Here is a 21,541-nt window from a genome sequence, read left to right as displayed (position 1 = left end):
GGCGACGATGAACCGATATTCAATAAGGTGTGAAACCTCTGGTCATCGATGGCGGCTTCCACATCTTCGGGGATATGATCGCCGCAAAGGGAGAGCCGTCATGTCCAGCCTTTCGATCGCCCGCATCCTTGCCGGAACTGCCATAGCCGCGGCCGTCGCCGGCTCTGCCGCCGCCCATCACGGCTGGTCCTGGGCCGAAGCCGACCAGGTAGAGCTCCGGGGCACCATACATTCGATTTCCTTCGCGCCCCCGCATCCGACGCTGGAAGTCCGTGCCGAAGACGGCGTCTGGCGCGTCGAACTCGGCAATCCGAACCAGACCCAGCGGTCGGGTTTCGTTGAAGGACAGGCGAAGGTCGGCGACGAGATCGTCGCCACCGGCAACCGGTCCGAGGACCGCAACGAGAGGCGCATGAAGGCGGTGCGCATCGTCGTCGCCGGCAAGACCTTCGACATCTATCCGGAACGCATCCGGACGAACTGAGCCAGGAACAGTATCCGAGATGGAATTTCTCGCCCCGCTTGCCGAGACGCCGCTCGCGCGGGCGCTGATCTCGTCCTCGACGATCTATCTTCTGGTCAATGCCGCGCATATCCTCGGCATCGGCATGCTGTTCGGTGCGATCCTGGCGCTCGACCTCCGGCTCCTGGGCCTCGCGCGGGCCATGCCGCTGCCGGCCACAGCCCTCTATCTTTCGCGCATGGCCGGCGCGGGCGTCGTGCTCGCGATCGTCACCGGGCTCTGTCTCTTCACCGTCAAGCCGGTGGAATATGTCCGCAATCCGGCTTTCCTCTTCAAGCTGGGGCTGATCGCCCTCGGCCTCGTCAACGTTGCGGTCGTCCATTTCGGCGCGGGCTGGAAAGCGATGCTTGCGGGAGAAAACCCGAGCACCGCCCTTCGCATCTCCGCGGCATTTTCCACGCTGATCTGGATCGCTGCGGTGATCTCGGGGCGGTGGATCGGGTTTCTGTAGTTCCTTGATAAAAACATGCATCTCATGCATATTGCATCGCAATTGCGATGCATGGAGCAATGTCATGAAAACTGCGACGATCCCCTCTCTTCGCGTCGATCCGGAACTGCGTGCTGCTGCCGAAAGCGTGCTCAAGGAAGGGGAGACCTTGTCTGCTTTCGTCGAGGATTCCGTGCGAAAGCAGATCAATTATCGCAAGACGCAGACGGAGTTCATTGCACGGGGGTTAGCTTCGCTTGCGGAAGCGGAGCGAACGGGCATTTACTATACATCCGAAGAAGTTCTGGCTGAGCTTAAAGGCATGCTTGATGCCAAGCGGGCCGAGAAACGAAAGCAATGACATATCAGGTCAAGCTTACGGAAAAAGCTCGGCATGATCTGCGGCGCCTTTATGCATATATGCTTGATTTGGATGAGGATGCGGCGGTGCGGGCTTTGGAAGCGATAACCTCTGCGATGGCAATCCTTGAAAGATTTCCCTTCTCCTGCCGTAAAGCGATTGGCGATAATCCGCTTTTACGAGAACTCCTCGCGCCATTCGGCTCGTCCGGCTATGTTGTGCTGTTTCGTATTGATGGCAGCGAAACGGTGACGATCGCTGCCATTCGTCATCAGCGCGAAGAAGACTATCACTGATCACCGATCGCTTACCGCCGCCCGCGGGTTGACCCAGGGCTCCTGATTGCTCCGCGGCAGCGGCTGCTTGCCGAGGATATGGTCGGCTGCCTTCTCGCCGGTCATGATCGAAGGGCCGTTCAGGTTGCCGTAGGTCACGTGCGGGAAGATCGAGCTATCCGCGACGCGCAAGCCCTCGACGCCGATCACCTGGCACTCCGGATCGACCACGGCGAGAGGATCGCCCGCCCGGCCCATGCGGCAGGTGCCGCAGGGGTGATAGGCGCTTTCCAGGTGCTCGCGCAGAAAGGCGTCGATCTCGTCGTCCGTCTGCACCTTCTCGCCCGGCTGGATCTCCGGTCCGCGATATTGGTCGAAGGCCCTCTGCGAAAAGATTTCGCGCGTCAGCCGCACGCAATGGCGGAATTTCTCCCAGTCCTCCGGATGGCTCATATAGTTGAAGCGCAGCACCGGATCGGCCTTCGGATCGGGCGAACGAAGCGTCACGCTGCCGCGCGATTTCGAGAGATTGTAGCCCACATGAACCTGGAATCCGTGGGTATTGGCGGCCGCGCGCCCGTCATAGGAGATCGCCACGGGGAGGAAATGGTACTGGATGTCCGGCTGCTTCAGCCCGGGCGCGGAGCGCAGGAAGGCGCAGGCCTCGAACTGGTTGGAGGCGCCGAGCCCGCCCTTGGAAAGCAGCCATTGCGCGCCGGCCACACCCTGCCAGAACCAGGGAAGCCAGGAATAGAGCGAGACCGGCTTCAACGAGATCTGCTGGAAGTAGAATTCCATATGATCCTGCAGGTTGGCGCCGACGCCCGGCCGGTCGGCCTTCACCTCGATGCCCATTTCCTTGAGATGCGCTGCCGGACCGATCCCGGAGAGCATCAGCAGTTTCGGCGAGTTGAAGGAGGAGGCGGAGACGATGACCTCGCGGTTCGCGCGGATGATTTCGGTCACGCCCCGCCGCTCGATCTCGACGCCAACCGCGCGGCCGTTCTCGATCACGATCCTGTTCGCGAACCCGTGGACCAGCTCGACATTCGGCCGTTTCAACGCGGGCTTCAGATAGGCATTGGCCGCGGACCAGCGGCGGCCGCGATGGATGGTCTGCTCCATCAGCCCGAAGCCTTCCTGCTTCGAACCGTTGTAGTCGTCGGTCAGTTCGAAACCGGCTTGGCTGCCGGCCTGGATGAAGGCGTGAAAAAGCGGGTTCTTCACCGGCCCGCGCTTGACATGCAGCGGCCCGTCGGTGCCGCGCCAGCCTTCCTCGCCGCCCTCGGAATTCTCCATCCGCTTGAAATAGGGAAGCACGTCCGCATAGGCCCAGCCGGTCGCGCCGAGCTCTTCCCAGCGGTTATAGTCTTCCGCGTGGCCGCGCACATAGACGAGGCCGTTGATGGAGGACGACCCGCCGATCACCTTGCCGCGCGGCGCCGTGATCCTGCGGTTGTTGAGATTGGGCTCGGGTTCGGAGAGATAACCCCAGTTGTAGCGCTTCATGCTCATCGGCCAGGCCAGCGCGCCGGGCATCTGGATGAACGGCCCGAAATCCGATCCGCCCGCCTCGATGACGATCACCGAATGCCTGCCGTCCTCCGACAGGCGATAGGCCATGGCGGAACCCGCCGAGCCCGAACCGATGATGACGAAATCTGCCTGAAGCATGTCAGTTCTCTCCAGACCGTTTCTCTATGTCGTGCCGTGTCCGCCCCCCTCTGGCCTGCCGGCCATCTCCCCCACGGGTGGGGAGATTGGATGGGTGCACTGGCTTCCCCAAACAAAAAGCCGCGGCAGCGAGCGCACCGTTCACGTGACGGGAAGGCCGAGCGGCCTGTGATCTCCCCACCTGTGGGGGAGATGGCCGGCAGGCCAGAGGGGGGCGATCTTGCGCGACGGCCATGGTGGACATCAATACGGCGCCTCGACCGGTCCCATGCCCACATAGACCGTCTTCAATTCCGAATAATGCTCCAGCGCCGCGAGCGAGTTCTCCCGTCCGAAACCGGATTGTTTCGAACCGCCGAAGGGGATTTCCACCGGGCAGAGATTGTAGCTGTTGATCCACAACGTACCGGCCTGCAACTGATCCGCCACCCGGTGTCCGCGCGTCAGGTCCGCGGTGAACACACCGGCCGAAAGGCCGAATTCGGTGGCATTGGCCCGTGCGATCGCTTCTTCCTCGCCGTCGAAATCGAGCACGCACATGACCGGCCCGAAAATCTCTTCCCGCGCGATGGTCATCCCGTCCGTGACGTCGGCAAATACGGTCGGCTGCACGTAATAGCCTTCGCCCGTCACGTGGTTCGGAATGCCGCCGCCGGTGACGAGCGTCGCGCCCTCGGCCTTGCCCTTGTCGATATAGGAAAGCACCTTCTGCCGCTGGTCGAAGGAGACCATGGGGCCGAGCTGGGTGGCCTCGTCCATCGGATCGCCGATAATGATCTTCTCCGTCCGCTCCTTCAGCCGCGACAGGAACTCCTCCTTCACGCCGCGTGCCACGAAGACCCGCGTGCCGTTGGAGCAGACCTGGCCGGTCGAATAGAAATTCCCGAGCATCGCGCCGCCGATGGCGCTATCGAGATCGGCATCCTCGAAGACGATCAGCGGCGATTTGCCTCCGAGTTCCATCGTCACGCGCTTGAGGCGGCCGGCGGCGGCCGCGGCCACCTTGCGGCCGGTCGGTACCGAGCCGGTCAGCGAAACCTTTGCCACGTCGGGATGGTTGATCAGCATCGGTCCGGTATTCCGGTCGCCCTGGATGACGTTGTAGAGTCCCTTGGGAAGCCCGGCTTCCACCAGGATTTCGGCAATCTTCAGGGCTCCGAGCGGCGTATTTTCCGAGGGCTTGAAGACCATCGCATTGCCGGCCGCAAGCGCCGGCGCGCCTTTCCAGCAGGCGATCTGCTGCGGATAGTTCCAGGCGCCGATGCCCACGCAGACGCCGAGCGGCACGCGCTTGGTATAGGCGAAGTCGCGGCCGAGCGGGATGTAGTCGCCGTTGAGGCCTGCGGCGATCACGCCGCCGAAGAATTCGAAACTGTCCGCCCCCGAGGTGGGGTCGGCGACGATCGTCTCCTGGATCGGCTTGCCGGTGTCGAGCGTCTCCAGTTCGGAAAGCTCGCGGTTCCTCTCGCGCATGATCTCGGCTGCACGTTTCAGGATGCGGCCGCGCGCCGTCGGGCTCATCGCGGCCCATTCCGGCTGGGTGCGCTTGGCCGCGGCGATCGCCTTCTCGATGATCGCGGGTGTCGCCGCATGCAGCCGGGCGATGACCTCGCCGGTCGCCGGATAGAGGCTTTCGATGACGGCGCCGTCTTCGTCCTCGACATATTCGCCGTCGATGAAGTGGCTGGCGGTCGGCTGGGCTTTCATCTCATTCGCCTCTTGGATAACGCTTCGATTCCTCGAGATTGTCGAGGTTCATGTGGTTGCGCATATAGCGCTCGGAAGCCTTTTGCAGAGGCTGGTGATCCCACGGGTAATAGGCGCCGTTTCTGAGCGCCTCGTAGACCACCCAGCGGCGCGCCTGGCTTTCGCGTACGGCGGCGTCGAATTCCTGCATGTTCCAGTGTGCCGCCCGCATATCCCTGAACGCCTGAAGAATGTCGGCATGCTGGGGAGCCGCCGCCAGGTTGGTCAGTTCGAGCGGATCGGTTTCGAGATCGAAAAGCTGCTCGGGATCGAGCTCGCAATGGATATACTTCCATTTGCCCTCGCGGATGGCGACAAGCGGCGCATAGGAAGCTTCCGCCGCATATTCCATCAGCACCGGGCTGGTGCGGCTGTGGCCCTCCATGATCGGCTTCAGGCTTTCGCCGTCCGTCCAGGGCTTGATCTCCTCCATGGAAATGCCGGCGAGATCGCAGAGCGTCGGCGTCACGTCGAGGTTGGAGACAGGCGCCATATGCAGGGCAGGGGTGATGCCGGGGCCGGCAATCATCAGCGGCACGCGCGCCGAGCCTTCGAAGAAGTTCATCTTGAACCAGAGGCCGCGTTCGCCCAGCATGTCGCCGTGGTCGGAGCAGAACAGGATCAGCGTATCGTCCAGCATCCGCGTGCGCGAAAGCGTATCGATGAGTTCGCCGACCTTCTCGTCGATATAGGAAATGTTGGCGAAATAGGCCCGGCGCGAGCGGCGGATGTTCTCTTCCGTGACCTCGAAATTCTTGTAATCGCAGGAGAAGATGATCCGCTGCGAATGCGGGTCCTGCTGTTCGATCGGAATTTCCCCGATGTCGGGAGCCAAGTGCCCGCAATCCTCGTAGAGGTTCCAGAACTTCTTCCGCGCCACATAGGGGTCGTGCGGGTGGGTGAAGGAGACGGTGAGACACCACGGCCGCCGGCTCTCGTCGTCGTTCTCGCGCGAAAGCTGGTAGAGCTTCTGGTTGGCGAGGAAGGCGACCTCGTCGTCGTATTCCATCTGGTTGGTGATCTCGGCGACGCCGGCGCCGGTGACGGAGCCGAGATTGTGATACCACCAGTCGATCCGCTCGCCCGGTTTGCGGTAGTCGGGCGTCCAGCCGAAATCGGCGGGATAGATGTCGGTCGTCAGCCGCTCCTCGAAGCCGTGGAGCTGATCCGGCCCGACGAAATGCATCTTGCCGGACAGCGCCGTGTAATAGCCGGCGCGGCGCAGGTGATGCGCGAAGGTCGGGATCGAGGAAACGTATTCGGCGGCGTTGTCGTAGACGCGCGTGCGGCTCGGCAACTGCCCGGCCATGAAGGAGGCGCGAGCCGGCGCGCAAAGCGGCGAGGAAGTGTAGTTGTTGGCGAACCGCGCCGAGCGGGCCGCGAGCGCCTTCAGATGCGGCGCATGCAGCCAGGCGGCCGGCCCGTCCGGAAAAAGCGTGCCGTTCAGCTGGTCGACCATGACGATGAGGATATTCGGCTTGGTCACGCGCATGGTCCTTTAATGGCCCGATCAGCATATGGTGGATCGAAGCTGCTGCCCACGGCGGACATGTTCACACAGCTCGTCTGTGGGCAGATCCTCGGGACAAGCCCGAGGATGACGGAGTGTATGGCGCGGGCCGGCAGGACAAGAGCCGTCGCAACTTGCTCAAGGCTCTCCATAAGGACCTGAGGCACGATCTCTCCGCCGTCATCCTCGGGCTTGTCCCGAGGATCTGTCCACAAACACTGCTGGAGATAGACCGCGATGTCGTACGTGCTAACCCTACCCCCGAGGCGAAGCATTGGTATGCATTGCCGTCCTGCTGTGACCATATTGAAATCGCCTTAGATTCCCTCAGCAAATTGAGTTATTTTCGATCTCGACGGCAATCAAGAATGGTTTGCGAACCTTCCTGTCTCAAAAACGCAGGCTGTGGCACATGATCATGCTGATGACCAAGCGTAAGCCAGCGACGGTCGGGGAAATCCTTGTCGAGGAGTTCCTGGAGCCGCTGGGCTTGACTCAGGGCGCGTTGGCCGAGGCCATGGGCGTGCCGCGCAAGCATGTGAACGAACTCTGCAACGACCGCCGCAATATCACCGCGCCGACCGCGCTCATCCTTGCGCGGGTATTCGGCAACAGCCCGGATTTCTGGCTAAACATCCAGCGGCGCAACGACCTGTGGAATACGATGCACAATTCGAAGGAGCTGGAACGGATCGAGCGTGCCCGACCGATCCATAACGCCGCGTGACGAACCGTTGACCTCCGTCAAGCCTGCTCCACATCTTATCCGATAGCTTCGGGTAAGGCTTTGCGGAAAGGGGATGGACATGACATTCGGTCTGGACACGCCGTCGATCTCGATGGTTCGCGACAAATGGGGCTGGTTTCTCGCCCTCGGCATTCTTCTTCTCGTCTTCGGCATCATCGCTTTCGCCAATCTCTTCGTGGCGACGGTCGCTTCGGTCTTCTATATCGGCATGATGATGCTGATCGGCGGCGTCGCCTATCTCGTCCATGCCTTTCAGGTGAAGGGCTGGGAGCAGATCCTGTTCTGGGCCTTGAGCGGTGTCCTTTATACCATTGCCGGCCTGCTCGCCTTCTGGAATCCGGCCCTGACGGCGGTCGTGCTGACCTTCCTCATGGCGGTGGCGCTCGTGGTCGCCGGCATTTTCCGCCTCTGGGTCGGCTTCAGGATGCGTCCGATGAAGGGCTCCGGCTGGGTCATCGTGGGCGGCGTCGTCACCGTCCTGGCCGGCCTGATCATCGCCATCGGCTGGCCGGTCAACAGCCTTTGGATATTGGGGCTTTTCCTGGCGATCGACCTCATCATGCAGGGATGGGCGCTGATTGCGGTGGCACTCGCTGCAAGAAGCGGTGGAGTTGCGCCCCAGGTTGCCGATAAGTCTTTATAATATTAAATAAAAGCGGATTTTTCCGTCATCAAACTTTCACTGAACCGTCATCAACGGGAAAGGGATTTTTGACGAATTGCTGGGAGCCTGACTGTCGTGTTTTAGGCCATTGCGCAGTGGAGAGTATTGAGTATGTCGTCTGCGGCCATTCTTGAACCGGGCGTCTTCCGGCGATATGCGAGCGACCAGCTGGTCACTCTGGCGAAGCTGGTTCTGGAAAACGCCTTCCAGCCGATCGTCGAGGTGGGGACCGGTTCCGTTTTCGGATACGAATCCCTGCTGCGCGGCCAGGAACGGATCGGTTTCTCCTCGCCGCTCGAACTGCTCGACCAGGCCCAGGAGACCGGGCAGCTCCTGGCTCTGGAACAGATGATGGCGAACCGGGCGCTGGCGAAATTCGCCAGCCTGCCGGATTTTTCCTCCGCGACGCTCTTCCTCAATCTCGATGTGCGGATGATCCGCCACGGCCAGTATTTCCTGGAAAAGCTGGTGCAGCACCTGCGCACGGCGAATATTGCCCCGTCTTCCGTCTGCTTCGAATTCTCCGAGAGGTTCGACAACACCAGCGTGCCGGAATTCGCCGACCTGGTGACGCAGATGCGCAAGGAGGGCTTCAAGCTCGCGATCGACGATTTCGGCGTCGGACACGGCGAGATGAAACTGCTCTGCGACTATCCGGTCGACTATCTCAAGATCGACCGGCACTTCGTCGCCGGCATCGACAGGAGCCCGCGCAAGCGCCATCTGGTCAAGAACATCGTCAGCATCGCCCATGTGCTCGGCATCCGCGTGATCGCGGAGGGCATCGAGACGGAAGCGGAATTCCTGGCCTGCCGGGAATATGGCGTCGATCTCGTGCAGGGCTGGTTCATCGCCCGGCCGACGACCTTCGTCTCCGAGCTACAGCCGTCCTTTCCCTACCTCGCCGATATCGGCCGCAGCCGCCGCTCCAGCCAGTCGCTCGACGAGATACTGATCCGCAAGCAGATCGAGCACCTGCCGACCGTCTACGAGAACGAGAGCATCGACAGCGTGTTCGAACTCTTCCGCCGCAATCCGCGCCAGGCCTTCTTCCCGGTGCTGAATGCCAATGGCGAGCCGCGCGGCGTCATCAACGAATATCATCTGAAGGAATACATCTATCAGCCTTTCGGCCGCGACCTCCTGAAGAACAAGGTCTACGAGCGTTCCATCTCGCATTTCGTCGATCGCGCGCCGATCATCGGGCTCGATGCGGAAGCGGAGGAGCTGATGAGCCTTTTCGCCAACATGGACAACAGCGCCTGCGTCATCCTGACGGAAAACATGCGCTATGCGGGCGTGGTCTCCGCCGCCTCGCTCATCAAGGTCATCAACGAGAAGCAGTTGAAGATCGCCCAGGACCAGAACCCGCTGACGGGGCTGCCCGGCAACCGCGCCATCCGCGATTTCATGCAGGAGACCGGCCGCGACGACGAGGAGACCCGTTTCTTCTGCTATTGCGACTTCGACAACTTCAAGCCGTTCAACGACCACTACGGCTTCCACATGGGTGACCATGCGATCTCCCTCTTCGCCGCCCTGATGAAGCGCTACTTCTTCTCGGATGGCGATTTCCTCGGCCATGTGGGCGGCGACGATTTCTTCATCGGCGTGCGCGACTGGACCCGCGAGGAATTGAACGAAATCCTCGAACGGCTGCTGTCCGATTTCCACGACGATGTGGCCGAGCTTTATTCGCCGGAGGAGCGGGCCGCGGGAAAAATCCGCGGCCACGATCGTTCCGGCGCCGAGCGGGATTTTCCGCTGCTGCGCTGCTCGATCGGGGTTCTGGAATTGCCGCAGGGCCTGCTGCTCGACGATTTCGGCCGCATCGGCGCCGAGATCGCCGCGGTCAAGGCCGAAGCCAAGGATAGCGAGGGCGGCCTGGTCTTCGCCGCCTTCGGCGAGACGAAATAACCCCTTTTCCGAAATAACTCCTTTTCAAAGCGTGGGGCGCAGTTGCGGCGGTCGGTCGCCTTCCTATGATGCGGGGCATGTCCTAAGTCAGTGGTCATCACCGAGAGGAGACCCGTCATGCCGCTTCCCGCCGAAATGCGTTTCATCGATCTGCCGTCCTTCGGAGCGCCGGAGGTCATGACCGTCGCCAGAAGGCCGCTGCCGGCCGTCCGGCCCGGCGAAATCCTGGTCAGGGTGGAGGCGGCCGGCGTCAACCGGCCGGATGTGGCGCAGCGCCAGGGAACCTATCCGCCGCCGAAGGATGCAAGCCCGATCCTCGGGCTGGAGATATCGGGCGAAGTGGCGGCGCTCGGCGAAGGCGTCACCGAATTCAAGCCGGGCGACAAGGTCTGTGCGCTGGCGAACGGTGGCGGCTATGCCGATTATTGCGCCGTGCCGGCGGGGCAGGCGCTGCCCTGGCCGAAAGGCTATGACGCGGTAAAGGCGGCGGCGCTCTGCGAGACCTTCTTCACCGTCTGGGCCAATCTTTTCCAGATGGCCGGGCTGACGGAAGGCGAAAGCGTGCTGATCCACGGCGGCACGAGCGGCATCGGCACGACCGCGATCCAGCTTGCCGGGGCTTTCGGCGCGACCGTCTATGCGACTGCCGGGTCCCAGGAAAAATGCGAGGCTTGCGAAAAGCTCGGCGCCGCAAGAGGCATAAACTACAGGACCGAAGATTTCGCCGAAGTCATCAAGGCGGAAACCGGCGGCAAGGGCGTCGATGTCGTGCTCGACATGATCGGCGCGGCCTATCTCGAAAAGAACCTCAACGTGCTCGCGAAGGACGGCTGCCTGTCGATCATCGCTTTCCTCGGCGGCAACGTGGCCGAAAAGGTCAACCTCTCGCCGATCATGGTGAAGCGCCTGACGGTGACCGGCTCCACGATGCGGCCGCGCACGGCCGACGAGAAGCGCGCCATCCGCGACGATCTTCTGGCCCAGGTCTGGCCGCTTCTGGACGAAGGCAAGGTCGCGCCGGTCATCCACTCGGTCCTGCCGTTCGGCGAGGTGATCGAGGCGCACCGGCTGATGGAGACCGGCAGCCATATCGGCAAGATCGTGCTGAAGCTTTAGGTGTCTTGCTGATTTATACTGATTTTGATATAAGGTGCGGGCGATATGAGACCGCTGGTATTTTTGGGCGATGCTTTGGAGTGCTTGCGGGATTTCCCTGAGGCCGCGCGCAGGCAGGCCGGCGTTCAACTGCATAAGGTCCAGTTGGGCTTGGAGCCGAGTGATTGGAAACCGATGGCGACGATTGGTCTCGGTGTGCGGGAAATCCGTATCCGGGACGAAGCCGGTGCGTTTCGGGTGATCTATGTCACCAGGATCGAAGACGCCGTTTATGTGCTGCATGCGTTCCAGAAGAAGACGCAGCAGACGGCCAAGCGGGATCTGGATCTTGCCGCCGCGCGCCTGCGGCAGATCGGATAGGAGTGAAGGGATGGAACGTCAAAGCTTTGAAAATGTCTGGGATGCACTCGAAGACACGCCGGCGGAAGCAGCGAACATATCGATGCGCTCCGCGCTTTTGATCGCCATAGAGCAGAAGGTGAGAAGCTGGGATATGACGCAGGCGGAAGCCGCGCACCGTTTGGGCATCACCCAACCGCGGCTGAACGACCTGCTGAAAGGCCGCATCACAAACTTCAGCCTGGATGCCCTGATTAACCTGTCAGCCCAGGCAGGCCTTTCGGTACGGCTGGATATCGCTGATGCTGCGTGACCGCGATAACAAATTTTCGGCTTCGTTTACATAACGTGCCTTGCAGATGAGGATTATCATCCTTACCTTCTCAATATCGTCAACGTAACGAAAGGAAGGTGATCCAATGTCTAGTGAGATTTCGGTCTGCGTAACGGGCAATGGAAAGGTGATGGTCTCGACGGGGCAGCCCTCGGCCTGAACTTCATCTTCCTTCGAGACGTTCAAGAACGGCTCGGGTTCGTTCAACCGGACCAAACTCATGGAAGGGTCGCCTCGCGCGGCCCTTTTCCTTTTTGGGGCGGTGCCTTCCTCTTTCCGTTCCTTCCCGCGATCGATATGTCAGGTCCTATGCGTCGAACGCATAGGTGGCGTGTAAGTTGAGCGCTTTTAGAGCAGCCGGGTTGAGCCTATATACCGGTCATCGAAGTTACTGAGAGCGCCAAGGACTGGCAGCTAGGCTTCGAAAATCCCAGGAAAGGGGAACCATCATGAACGTCGCACGCACTCTCAACAACTGGCGCAAATACCGTCAGACGGTTGCCGAACTGGGCCGTATGACCCCGCGCGAACTGAGCGATCTCGGCATCGAGCAGAACGACATCCGCCGCGTCGCACGCGCCGCCGTCGGCTTCTGATCATAATTCGAGCAGCATAGTGGGAAACGCCTGCGTCTTCGCGGGCGTTTTGCATTTTGTGCATAGCTGGTCTTCAAATTCCGATGCGCCCCACCGCCGGCACCTTGATGCCGGGGTTTGTGAAGTCGAGGCCCGCCACCAGCCCCAGGAAATGCACTTCGAAACCGCTGCGCAGGCCGGCTGAGAAGCCGATCAGGCCGCGCAGCGTCACGTGCAGGTCCTTCCAGTCGCCGTCGAGATGCACGAACTCGCCGTCCGGCAGGTAGTCGCGCCCGACCGCGTGCGGCGGCAGGACGGCGTCGAGTTCCGGCACGCTGCGCAGCACATGGGCAACGAACGTGTTGGAATTCGGCCCCGGCCATATCGTGTAGCCGCCCGGTTCCGCATAAGGATAGGCGGCGATCGCCGCCTCGATCTTGGGGATCAGCAGTTCCGCTTGCGCACCCGTCACCGAGGTGACGATCTCCGGCGGGTTGGAGTACCAGTAGGCGTCAGGCGGCCGGTGATTGCGGCGGATCGGCGTGCCCCAGCCGACCTTGTCGTAGCGCGTATAGCTGTTCGCGCCCTTTTCCTTGGTGACGATCCAGGCGTGGCTCGCGACGGCGCCCTTGAGCCCGCCGGTCATGGCCGAGAAGATGTAGACTGCCGCGTCCTCGCCCGCCGAAGCTTCCGGCAGGATGCCGGCCGAGGTCCATCGGGCCTCGCTCCAGCGGGCCGGCCGGTCCTTCATCGCCCAGAGCCCTGCCGAGGCGAAGGTCGGCGCCAGATAGACGACGAAGATCGCCAGAAACAGCCGTTTAACCGATTTCATGCTAGGCCCCCGATGAAAATCCCGCCGGACTCGTTTATGAGCCCGTGATAGGCACTATTGAAAACAGCAATTTCAGGACCGGCCATGCAAAATCCCGTTACCGTCGAAGTCACCAGAGGCAAGCTGGTCGAGAGCCGTCACCGCGGCATGGGCGCAGTCGTCGATGGCGACGGCAAGGTCGTCTTCTCCTTCGGCGAGGCGGAAGCGGCCGTTTTCCCGCGCTCGGCCTGCAAGGCCATGCAGGCGCTGCCGCTGGTCGAAAGCGGTGCGGCGGATGCCTACGGCTTCGGAAACGTGGAACTGGCGCTTGCCTGCTCCTCCCATTCCGGCGAGGACGCGCATGTGGCGACCGCAGCCGCCATGCTGGCGAAAGCCGGCCGCGACGATGGCGCGCTCGAATGCGGCGCTCATTGGGCCTCCGACCAGACGGTGCTGATCCATCAGGCGCGCACGATCGAAAAGCCGACCGCTCTCCACAACAACTGCTCGGGAAAACATTCCGGCTTCGTCTGCACCTGCGTCCATTCGGGGCTGGAAGTGCAGGGTTACGTCGGCTACGACCATCCGCTGCAGGCGGAAATCCGCGGCACGATGGAAGTGCTGACGGGCGCTGCATTGGGACACCAGAACTGCGGCACCGACGGCTGCTCGATCCCGAGTTATGCCGTGCCGCTCAAGGGCCTGGCGCACGGATTCGCCAAGATGGTCACCGGCAACACGCTGTCGACCGAGCGTGCGAAAGCTTCGCGCCGGCTGATGCAGGCCTGCATGGCCGAACCCTTCTATGTCGCCGGTACCAATCGCGCCTGCACCAGGCTGATGCAGGTGGCGCCCGGAAAGATCTTCGCCAAGACCGGCGCGGAAGGCGTCTTCGTCGCGGCGCTCCCCGATCAGGGCCTCGCCATGGCGGTCAAATGCGAGGACGGCGCGACACGCGCCGCGGAGGCCATGATCTTCGCGCTCATCGCCCGTTATTTCGAAAAGGGCGGCGAGGTGCACGCGAAACTTCTCTCCATGGCCAACAAATCCATGAAGAACTGGAACGGCATCCATGTGGGCGATATAAGGGTCACGGACGCCCTGTTCGCCTGATTGCGGCGGCGTCGTTTGAGGCTTTCCGTCGTGAAGAGCCGTGCTAAAACAGCGAGGCCAACCGGAGGATTCCCATGTACACGCTGTTCTTCTCGCCCAATGCCTGTTCGCTCGCCAGCCACATAGCGCTTGCCGAATCCGGCCTGCCCTATGAGATCAGACGGGTGAAATTCGCCGAGAACGAACAGCAGTCGGACGCCTATCTGAAGATCAATCCAAAGGGCCGCGTGCCGGCGCTGTTGACGGACAGGGGCGTCCTGACAGAAACCGTCGCGATCCTCGCTTTCATCGCCCAGGCCGCGCCGGATGCGAAGCTTGCGCCGCTCGATGATTCCTTCCTCTTCGGCAGGATGCAGGCCTTCAACGCCTATATCGCCTCGACGGTGCATGTCGCCTATGCCCATTTCCGCCGCAGTTATCGCTGGGCGGACAACCAGGCATCCTTCGACGACATGATGGCCAAGGCGCCGAAGAATTTTCACGATTGCTTCCGGCTGATCGACAAAGAGTTTCTCGAAGGCCCCTATGTGCTCGGCGACACCTATTCCGTCGCCGATCCCTATCTCTACCTGATGACGAGCTGGCTGCCGAACCTGAAGCTCGACCGCGCCGATTTTCCCAAGGTGAACGCCCATTTCGAACGGATGAAGGAGCGCCCCGCCGTGCGGCGCGCCGAAGCGGAGCAGGCGGCTGCCGCCTAACGTCGATAGGTGGCGGCGAGCCTATGGATCGCCGCCCGCCATATGACCCTCCCTGCGGGAAATAGGCGATCGTATGCGGGAAGGACAGTGCGGCATATCGATCTCCCCCTTGAGGGGGAGATGCCCGGCAGGGCAGAGGGGGGTGTCGTTTCAGCATGCTCGTCTCGGCAACTGATCCGGACGCGCCGTCGCTACCCCCCTCTGTCACCTTCGGTGACATCTCCCCCTCAAGGGGGGAGATCAGAGGGAGCTTGCCGCATCGCACACGTCCTCATATGCGCTTCCCCTGCCGCCGGGAGGATCATAAATCCGTCAGGCGCATTTCGCGAGCGGCGCTTTTTCGCAGGAGCTTTCGTCGCGGAAGATGCCGGGGAAGGGCAGGTCGGCAAGCTGCCGGAGGTTCATCTCGCGGATGTCCGGATGGCGAAACGGATCGTCGGACTGCGTTTCAACCTGGGTTTCCGTCGCTTTCAGCAAAGCTTTCAGGTTCAAGAAAAACTTCAGCGGTGTCATGATTGTCACCTCGCAAATTATTATCATTTGCAGCATGAATATTGGCCTGAAAGCGTGATCTTTCAATTGAGTTCTCGAGCGGCATAGTTTAGAAAATCTATATGAAAAACCTGAACCTCGTGCATCTCAACGGCCTGCGCGCATTGGAAGCGGTGGCCCGCCTCGGCTCGCTGCAGGCGGCGGCTGCCGAGCTGGGTGTCTCGGTCGGCGCCGTCAGCCAGCAGGTCATCAAGGCCGAGGCCCAGCTCGGCCAGCCGGTCTTTCACCGTCTGCCGAAGGGCATGGTGCCGGTCGATGCGGCGCGGCCCATGCTGGCGCGGCTGAGCGAAGGCTTCCAATCGCTGTCGGAGGCGGTGGGGATCGGCAGGCGGCGCGACGAGACGCTGCTGACGATCTCGGTGGCGCCGGTCTTCGCGGCGCGTTTCCTCGTCCACCGGCTCGATCGGTTCTCGGCGCTCCATCCGGATATCCGGCTGCGCATCGATGCGACGACGGCCATGGCCGATTTCGTCACCGATGGCGTCGACCTCGGCATCCGCGTCGGAGCGGGCAAGTGGCCGGGCGTGGATGCGCAGCTCCTGCTGCCGCAGCTTGTCTTTCCCGTCTGCGCGCCCGCTCTGGCGGAGAAGCTGAGGGAGCCGAAGGACGTCCTGCAACTGCCGGCGATCATCGACGGTCCGTCGATGTTTTCCTGGGATGTCTGGTTCCGTGCGGCCGGCATCGAGCCGAGGCCGATGGCGGTGCGGCATGTCTTCAACGAGGCGTCTCTATGTCTCGATGCGACGATGGCGGGCGAGGGGGTGATGCTCGCCTGGCAGACGCTGGCCGCCTATGCGCTCGATCAGGGAAAGCTGGTCGAGCCGTTCTCGATCCGGGCAGCGACCGGTTTCGGGCACTATTTCGTCACCCGCGCCGGCTCGCGTCCGCCGGCGAAGGTCAAGGCGTTTCATACATGGCTGAAAGCCGAGCTCGCCGCACTGGAAGAGCCCCGATAGAGCTGGATGCCGCCCGAAAGGCGCAGGCGGCTTTCGGGCGGCATCCCGCTCAAAAAGCAGGATTACGCCGGTTCGGCGGTACGCTTCTCCCACATCGCCTTGAAGCCGGGGCGCGCCTGAGCGGCTTCGATCCAGGCCTTCAGCGCCGGGCGGCTGTCGAAGAGCGGCGCATGGCCCTGGGCATAGCGCACCACTTCCGCGACATTGATGTCCGCGACGGTGAAGCGGCCGCCGACCATGTGGCTGTTCTTTGAAAGATGCTTTTCGAGCACGTCGAAGGGCCGCTTCAGGAGACGGGCGGCGACGTCGATTTCCGTCTTGCCTTCCTCGGTCTCCTGCTTGCCGCCGGCGATGGTCGAGGAGATCTTGAGCGCGGGCGTCTCGATGCTGGTCGCGCCGAACAGCGACCACTGCACCATCAGCGCCTCTTCGTTGATGTCCTTTGAGCCGAGTTCGCCGCCGTATTTGCGGGCGAGATAGAGCGTGATCGCCAGCGATTCGTGCAGCACGAACCCGTCGTCGTCCATCGAAGGGATCGAGCCCATCGGGTTGATCGCGAGGAATTCCGGCGACAGCGTGTTGACCCGCGCCCCGGGCGCCATCGGCTCCGGCAGGCGATAGCCCTGGATGACCGGCACGATCTCGAACGGAATTCCTAGCTCCTCGACGAGCCAGAGCGGCCGTGTGGCGCGCGAACGATAGACGCCATAGATTTTCAGCATTCAATGTCCCTCCTGAAATATCGGCCGCACGCTAGGGGCATATGCCGCGAAACGGAAGATCAATCCGCGTTGGACGGCAATGAAAGTTTTCGATAGGATTTAATCGTGTCGGACATTCGAGGAGTCTTTGATCCATGCGTACCACCCAGTCGCTCAGCATCACCCTGCCGATCGAAATGGCCGAGATGGTCAAGGCCAAGGTGGCCTCCGGGGAATATGCGACCGAAAGCGAGGTTATCCGCGATGGCCTCAGGACGCTGATCGCCCGCGACGCGGCGATCGAGAAATGGCTGGTGGAGGAGGTGGCCCCGGCCTATGACGAGTTGAAGGCGCATCCGGATCGGGCGCTGTCGCCGGACGATCTCCGTAAAAGGCTCGATGCCCGTGCGGCTTTGCTTCGTCAAAAGCAGAGCAAGGCATGAGCCATCGCGTCATTTTCGGACCGAAGGCCGCCGAAGATCTTGAAGACGTTATGACCTATCTGGCACCCAGGATGGGTGCCGAAGCAGCGCACGAATATGTCCGCAAGATCGAGAGCTATTGCCTCGGGTTCGCGACCTTCCCGAAACGCGGCATGTTGCGCGAAGACATAAGGCCCGGTCTCCGTCTTGTCGGCTATCGCCACAAGGCGACGATCGCTTTCTATGTCGTGGGGGATATCGTGATGATCATCCGCATCTTCCATCGCGGCCGCAACGTCGATTTCGGCGATGAGCCCGGCGATCTCGCCTAAACGATCCGGTTGTTCTCGACCGTCAGGTGCCTGAAACTCTGGCCATCGCCGCGGCCCAATTCGGCCGTCGCGGGCGCCTTCCACCGGTAGCCGATCACCGCACCGTTCTTCATGCCTTCGAAGACGTTGTTCAAGATCATGGCGCTGCCGGCGCCCTCGACCACGGTCACCGCGCAGCCGACACCCGCCTGCCGCACGATGTTGCCGGTCGCGATGACGTTGCGCAGATAGGGGCCGAAGCCGAGCGCGATCCCCCAGAGCGGCACGTTCTCGATCACGTTGCCGGTGACCGCCGTATCTGCCTCGACGCTGATGCCGACGCCGAAGATCGCTTCGTCCAGCACATAGGGACCGATCGGCTTGAGATTGCGGACGATGTTGTTGGCGACGGTCGCGAGCCGCCCCCCTTCGTTGAAGTTGACGACCGAGATGCCGTTCGCTGCCCCGTCGACGATATTGCCGGAGACCATCGCCCCTTCGAAGGCGAATTCCGCATAGATCGCCGTTTCGCCGGAGGCGAGGCACTGGTTGTTGGCGATCTGGATGTTCGAGGCGCTGTTGGCGCGGATCGCCGAAAAGGCGGATTGCGAAATGTGGTTGCCCGTCACCATCACGTCGTCGGCGCGGAAAAGGTTGATCGCATTGCCGTATTGGCCGGTGCCGCCGTTCGTCGCCCCGATCCGGAAAATGCGGTTGCCGGAAACGATCGTGCCGTCGGGGCCTTTCGTCCGGCGGTGGATGAGGATGCCGCCGTTGCCGCAGTCGGAGACGGTGTTGCCGGTGAGGGAAAGGCCGGTGCTTTCGATGGCGAAGAGGCCGTATTCGGCGGCGCCTGAAATGCGGTTTCGCTCGATCCGGCCGCCGGACCGTTCGATCTGCACGGCCGTCTTGCGCGAGCCGATGATCTCGCAATTGTCGATCGTCAGATCGCTGACGCCGCGCATCTGGACGAGCGCCGGGCTCTGCTCGTCGAGCCGGCGGTTCGCGCCGTCGATGACGAGGTTGGAAAGTTCTATGCGGCGCGCACCCTCGGCCCTGATGAGATATCCGTCGCCGGAATGGACGAGCCTCGAGGCGCCCGGCACGCCGGTGATGCGAGCGCCATCGGGCAGGTCGAGATTGGAAACCTGGTAATTGCCGGGCGGCAGGAAGACGGGCATGTTCTGGCGCGCGGCCCTGGCGATGACCTCGCCGAGCTTGTGGCCCTGCCTGTCGCCGCCTTCCGGCACGACGGCGTGTTCGCGGGCATCGATAGAGCCGCGCAGGTCGATCGTCGCGAAACCCTGAGGCGCCGAAAAGGCACGCTGCGGCAGGATGCCGGCAGCGGCGCCGGCGATCGTCGTCAATGCTGCCCGTCTCGAAATCATCCAATGCTTCTCCGCGCCGTCAAGGAAGCATTTCCCATGCCGGTCCTTTGCATGGTTGTAATGCGAAATAGTTTGCGATGAATGAGCGGAATAGACTTTTGTACAAGCTTCAAGCGTGGCAATTTCACGATGTTTTTAAGCAACGATAAGGAACTCTCCGCCATGTTAGGGAACAACGGGCGGCGGGTTTTTGCGTATTTTTTCTGAATGAAAAAAGGAGATGCAGGGATGGTGGAACCCCTGTCACATGGCGTGCCCCTGGCTTTCCTCGCCGATCCGCTGGAGGAACTGTGCAATCGCCTGCTCCGTGTTGCCACCGAGAGCGATATCGATTTCGACGTGGCGCTTGTGACGCGCGAGCTCGAAACGCGCACCCTTCTCGATCATCTCCCGGACTTCATTTATGTGAAGGATCGCCGCAGCCGCTTCATCTTCGCCAATGCCGCCGCCACCCGCAACGGCAAGTTCCACATCGGCTCGGACATGACCGGCAAGACCGATTTCGATTTTCTCGACCACGGGACCGCGCGTGAACTCTTTGCCGTCGAGCAGGAGATCATGTCGACGGGCGTGGCGGTCGAAGGCCGCGAGGAGCGGGTCAAGCTTGCCGATGGCCGCGTGCTGTGGCTCACCACGTCGAAGATGCCGCTGCGCAATGCGGACGGCCAGATCGTCGGCCTTGTCGGCATTTCGCGGGATATCACCGAGCGCAAGCGCCAGGACGACCGCCGCCACGGCCATGCCCGTCTGCTGGAGATGATCGCCCGCGGCCAACCGCTGCAGGCGGTGCTGGACGCGCTGGTCCGTACCGCGGAGGACGAGCTCGACGGCATTACCGCGTCCGTCCTTTTTCTCGAGGAGGACCGCCTGCGCCACGGGGCCGCGACCAGGCTGCCGCCGGCCTATGTGAAACTTATCGACGGCATCCGGATCGGCCCCGGGGTCGGATCTTGCGGCACCGCCGCCTGGCGGCGCTCGCCGGTCTTCGTCAAGGACGTCCTGGCCGATCCGCTCTGGCAGGATTATCGCGAACTCGCGATCCGGTTCGGCTTCCGCTCCTGCTGGTCGACTCCCATCCTGGCGCCCGATGGCCGGGTGCTGGGCACGTTCGGTCTCTATTCCGACAGTCCCCGGGAGCCCACGGATCTCGAACTCGAACTGACCGCCATGGCGACCGATATCGCCGGCATCGCCATCGAGCGCGCCCGCAACGAGGAGCGCATCCGGCACATGGCCCATCACGACCCCTTGACCGGTCTGCCGAACCGGACGCTGTTCTGGGCGCAATTCGGCCGCACCCTGCATGAGGCCCACCGCGAGAGCCGCAAGGTTACCGTCGCCTATATCGATCTCGACAACTTCAAGCGGATCAACGATACGCTCGGCCACGCCGCAGGCGACGAGGTACTGAAGACGCTGGCCTCCCGCATGGAGGGCTGCATCCGCGCGAGCGATCTTCTGGTCCGTCTCGGCGGCGACGAGTTCGCGATCGTCTTCAGCAATCCCAACCATGACGAAACGGGGGTCGTACGCCGGTTGCAGGATCTGCGTGCCGCAATCGCGAGCCCCGTGGTCATCGAAGGCAAGAGCATCATCGCGACATGCAGCATGGGGATCGCCTTCTTCCCGCAGGATGGCGACACGCCGGAAACCCTGCTCGCCCGTGCCGACCGCGCCATGTACGAGGCGAAGGACATGGGCCGCAACAGGCTGTGCGTCTCGGCAGGCGAAGGGGTTTAGCCTTCGTCTTCCGATTCGACGTCGATGCCGAAATGCTTTTCGGCATCGCGATGGCCTTCGAGGATGTTGACGATCTGGAAGCGGTTGTCGGCGTAACGGAAGTAAATGATATATCCCCGGTGCGCGACGCTTCTTAAACCATGTCCGAGCTCGGAACGGTCCCGCCCCATGGTCCCGGGCAAGCTGGCCACATGCCGACATTTCTGCCGAAGGGCTTCGACAAATTTGTGTGCGGTTGCGATGCTGCCGCTTTCTCTGGCGACATAATCGAAAATATTCCTGAAATCCGCGTGAGCGCTATCGAGATATTGAACGCGAGGCACTCAACGATAACCTTCCTTGCGCAGTTCTTCCGCGATTGCTTCAAGTGAAGCGTCCAGCTCTTCTTCGCTGACATCTCCACCGGCCTCGATCGACCGATGCAGCGTCTCGCGCAACGCCGAAAGCTTCGCCTCGCGCTCCTCGACGAGCCGCAGCCCTTCGCGCACAATTTCGCTGGCGGAGCCGTAGCGGCCGTCCTGCACCGCTTCCTCGATGAATTTTTCCCAGCGGGGACCGATCGAAACGTTCATGTCTGATGCCTCCGGTATCTCCTCTCGATGATACCGGAATGTCAATTTATGCGCAATCTTTG

26 protein-coding genes are annotated in these 21,541 nt (G+C 62.0%); 17 read left to right on the top strand and 9 right to left on the bottom strand.

Features of this window, described 5'->3' with window-relative positions; translation table 11 throughout:
* The first annotated feature begins 100 nt into the window (after positions 1 to 100).
* From QTA58_RS03220 to QTA58_RS03205, 4 genes are all read left to right on the top strand, one after another.
* Positions 101 to 484 carry a DUF6152 family protein gene (locus QTA58_RS03220; RefSeq protein WP_085422629.1) on the top strand — a complete coding sequence of 128 codons (384 nt, stop codon included), beginning with the start codon at positions 101 to 103 and terminating at the stop codon, positions 482 to 484.
* Between the two features lie 19 nt (positions 485 to 503).
* The gene (locus tag QTA58_RS03215) at positions 504 to 974 is read left to right on the top strand and encodes a DUF2214 domain-containing protein (RefSeq protein WP_289671697.1); all 471 of its coding nucleotides are present in this window, start codon (positions 504 to 506) and stop codon (positions 972 to 974) included.
* A gap of 64 nt (positions 975 to 1,038) precedes the next feature.
* On the top strand, positions 1,039 to 1,314 hold the full coding sequence (locus tag QTA58_RS03210) for a YlcI/YnfO family protein (protein WP_289671696.1): 276 nt from the start codon (positions 1,039 to 1,041) through the stop codon (positions 1,312 to 1,314).
* A complete protein-coding gene (locus QTA58_RS03205; protein ID WP_289671695.1) occupies positions 1,311 to 1,610 on the top strand; it encodes a type II toxin-antitoxin system RelE/ParE family toxin in 300 nt (99 codons plus the stop codon). The genes QTA58_RS03210 and QTA58_RS03205 overlap by 4 nt, the downstream gene beginning before the upstream one ends.
* Here QTA58_RS03205 and betA read toward each other — a convergent pair whose 3' ends face one another.
* The 3 genes from betA to betC form a co-directional block, all read right to left on the bottom strand.
* Positions 1,611 to 3,263: a choline dehydrogenase gene (betA, locus tag QTA58_RS03200; RefSeq protein WP_289671694.1), complete on the bottom strand. Its 1,653-nt coding sequence runs from the start codon at positions 3,261 to 3,263 to the stop codon at positions 1,611 to 1,613.
* Between the two features lie 243 nt (positions 3,264 to 3,506).
* Complete coding sequence (gene betB / locus QTA58_RS03195) at positions 3,507 to 4,970, bottom strand: betaine-aldehyde dehydrogenase (RefSeq protein WP_289671693.1); 1,464 nt, start codon at positions 4,968 to 4,970, stop codon at positions 3,507 to 3,509.
* A 1-nt stretch (position 4,971) separates the two neighbouring features.
* Positions 4,972 to 6,501: a choline-sulfatase gene (gene betC / locus QTA58_RS03190; RefSeq protein ID WP_289671692.1), complete on the bottom strand. Its 1,530-nt coding sequence runs from the start codon at positions 6,499 to 6,501 to the stop codon at positions 4,972 to 4,974.
* Between the two features lie 436 nt (positions 6,502 to 6,937).
* Between betC and QTA58_RS03185 the strand changes: the two genes are divergently transcribed.
* The 7 genes from QTA58_RS03185 (at position 6,938) to QTA58_RS03155 (ending at position 12,233) form a co-directional block, all read left to right on the top strand.
* Entirely contained in the window at positions 6,938 to 7,246 is a 309-nt protein-coding gene (locus QTA58_RS03185) for a HigA family addiction module antitoxin (protein WP_289673353.1), read from the top strand.
* A 79-nt stretch (positions 7,247 to 7,325) separates the two neighbouring features.
* Positions 7,326 to 7,910 carry an HdeD family acid-resistance protein gene (locus tag QTA58_RS03180; RefSeq protein WP_289671691.1) on the top strand — a complete coding sequence of 195 codons (585 nt, stop codon included), beginning with the start codon at positions 7,326 to 7,328 and terminating at the stop codon, positions 7,908 to 7,910.
* A gap of 132 nt (positions 7,911 to 8,042) precedes the next feature.
* Positions 8,043 to 9,848: a GGDEF domain-containing protein gene (locus QTA58_RS03175; RefSeq protein WP_085422636.1), complete on the top strand. Its 1,806-nt coding sequence runs from the start codon at positions 8,043 to 8,045 to the stop codon at positions 9,846 to 9,848.
* Between the two features lie 117 nt (positions 9,849 to 9,965).
* Positions 9,966 to 10,964 (top strand): NAD(P)H-quinone oxidoreductase, encoded by a 999-nt coding sequence (locus tag QTA58_RS03170; RefSeq protein WP_289671690.1) that lies wholly within the window; start codon positions 9,966 to 9,968, stop codon positions 10,962 to 10,964.
* 45 nt (positions 10,965 to 11,009) lie between these two features.
* Positions 11,010 to 11,324, top strand: a complete 315-nt coding sequence (locus tag QTA58_RS03165; RefSeq protein ID WP_289671689.1) for a type II toxin-antitoxin system RelE/ParE family toxin — start codon at positions 11,010 to 11,012, stop codon at positions 11,322 to 11,324.
* 10 nt (positions 11,325 to 11,334) lie between these two features.
* Entirely contained in the window at positions 11,335 to 11,616 is a 282-nt protein-coding gene (locus QTA58_RS03160; RefSeq protein WP_085422639.1) for an XRE family transcriptional regulator, read from the top strand.
* Between the two features lie 470 nt (positions 11,617 to 12,086).
* Positions 12,087 to 12,233, top strand: a complete 147-nt coding sequence (locus QTA58_RS03155; RefSeq protein WP_085422640.1) for a DUF1127 domain-containing protein — start codon at positions 12,087 to 12,089, stop codon at positions 12,231 to 12,233.
* A gap of 73 nt (positions 12,234 to 12,306) precedes the next feature.
* Here the strand turns inward: QTA58_RS03155 and QTA58_RS03150 are convergent, their stop codons facing one another.
* On the bottom strand, positions 12,307 to 13,044 hold the full coding sequence (locus QTA58_RS03150) for a DUF3750 domain-containing protein (RefSeq protein WP_289671688.1): 738 nt from the start codon (positions 13,042 to 13,044) through the stop codon (positions 12,307 to 12,309).
* An 84-nt stretch (positions 13,045 to 13,128) separates the two neighbouring features.
* On the opposite strand from QTA58_RS03150, the gene QTA58_RS03145 reads away from it, so the two are divergent.
* Both QTA58_RS03145 and QTA58_RS03140 read left to right on the top strand, forming a co-directional pair.
* Positions 13,129 to 14,136, top strand: coding sequence for an asparaginase (locus tag QTA58_RS03145; RefSeq protein ID WP_289671687.1), 1,008 nt, complete (start codon positions 13,129 to 13,131; stop codon positions 14,134 to 14,136).
* A 74-nt stretch (positions 14,137 to 14,210) separates the two neighbouring features.
* Complete coding sequence (locus tag QTA58_RS03140) at positions 14,211 to 14,837, top strand: glutathione S-transferase N-terminal domain-containing protein (protein ID WP_289671686.1); 627 nt, start codon at positions 14,211 to 14,213, stop codon at positions 14,835 to 14,837.
* Positions 14,838 to 15,149: 312 nt separating this feature from the next.
* Here QTA58_RS03140 and QTA58_RS03135 read toward each other — a convergent pair whose 3' ends face one another.
* A complete protein-coding gene (locus tag QTA58_RS03135) occupies positions 15,150 to 15,386 on the bottom strand; it encodes a hypothetical protein (RefSeq protein ID WP_289671685.1) in 237 nt (78 codons plus the stop codon).
* Between the two features lie 65 nt (positions 15,387 to 15,451).
* Here QTA58_RS03135 and QTA58_RS03130 point away from each other — a divergent pair, with 65 nt between their 5' ends.
* Positions 15,452 to 16,345 carry a LysR substrate-binding domain-containing protein gene (locus QTA58_RS03130; RefSeq protein WP_289671684.1) on the top strand — a complete coding sequence of 298 codons (894 nt, stop codon included), beginning with the start codon at positions 15,452 to 15,454 and terminating at the stop codon, positions 16,343 to 16,345.
* A 62-nt stretch (positions 16,346 to 16,407) separates the two neighbouring features.
* On the opposite strand, the gene QTA58_RS03125 is transcribed toward QTA58_RS03130, so the two are convergent.
* Complete coding sequence (locus tag QTA58_RS03125; protein ID WP_289671683.1) at positions 16,408 to 17,067, bottom strand: glutathione S-transferase family protein; 660 nt, start codon at positions 17,065 to 17,067, stop codon at positions 16,408 to 16,410.
* 134 nt (positions 17,068 to 17,201) lie between these two features.
* On the opposite strand from QTA58_RS03125, the gene QTA58_RS03120 reads away from it, so the two are divergent.
* Both QTA58_RS03120 and QTA58_RS03115 read left to right on the top strand, forming a co-directional pair.
* Positions 17,202 to 17,489, top strand: coding sequence for a type II toxin-antitoxin system ParD family antitoxin (locus QTA58_RS03120; RefSeq protein WP_085422649.1), 288 nt, complete (start codon positions 17,202 to 17,204; stop codon positions 17,487 to 17,489).
* Positions 17,486 to 17,800: a type II toxin-antitoxin system RelE/ParE family toxin gene (locus QTA58_RS03115; protein ID WP_289671682.1), complete on the top strand. Its 315-nt coding sequence runs from the start codon at positions 17,486 to 17,488 to the stop codon at positions 17,798 to 17,800. The genes QTA58_RS03120 and QTA58_RS03115 overlap by 4 nt, the downstream gene beginning before the upstream one ends.
* Here QTA58_RS03115 and QTA58_RS03110 read toward each other — a convergent pair.
* Positions 17,797 to 19,167 carry a TIGR03808 family TAT-translocated repetitive protein gene (locus tag QTA58_RS03110; protein ID WP_289671681.1) on the bottom strand — a complete coding sequence of 457 codons (1,371 nt, stop codon included), beginning with the start codon at positions 19,165 to 19,167 and terminating at the stop codon, positions 17,797 to 17,799. The genes QTA58_RS03115 and QTA58_RS03110 overlap by 4 nt on opposite strands.
* A gap of 228 nt (positions 19,168 to 19,395) precedes the next feature.
* Here QTA58_RS03110 and QTA58_RS03105 point away from each other — a divergent pair, with 228 nt between their 5' ends.
* The gene (locus QTA58_RS03105) at positions 19,396 to 20,907 is read left to right on the top strand and encodes a diguanylate cyclase (protein WP_289671680.1); all 1,512 of its coding nucleotides are present in this window, start codon (positions 19,396 to 19,398) and stop codon (positions 20,905 to 20,907) included.
* On the opposite strand, the gene QTA58_RS03100 is transcribed toward QTA58_RS03105, so the two are convergent.
* Both QTA58_RS03100 and QTA58_RS03095 read right to left on the bottom strand, forming a co-directional pair.
* A complete protein-coding gene (locus QTA58_RS03100) occupies positions 20,904 to 21,230 on the bottom strand; it encodes a type II toxin-antitoxin system RelE/ParE family toxin (protein ID WP_085422652.1) in 327 nt (108 codons plus the stop codon). The genes QTA58_RS03105 and QTA58_RS03100 overlap by 4 nt on opposite strands.
* On the bottom strand, positions 21,231 to 21,479 hold the full coding sequence (locus QTA58_RS03095; protein ID WP_085422653.1) for a type II toxin-antitoxin system ParD family antitoxin: 249 nt from the start codon (positions 21,477 to 21,479) through the stop codon (positions 21,231 to 21,233).
* Positions 21,480 to 21,541 lie beyond the last annotated feature (62 nt).

The organism is Neorhizobium sp. CSC1952, assembly GCF_030378245.1.
In the GTDB taxonomy this organism is placed as follows: Bacteria; Pseudomonadota; Alphaproteobacteria; order Rhizobiales; family Rhizobiaceae; genus Neorhizobium; species Neorhizobium oryzae_A.
The sequence above is the reverse complement of the archived record's forward strand: the minus strand, read 5'-3'. Positions and strand labels throughout refer to the sequence as shown.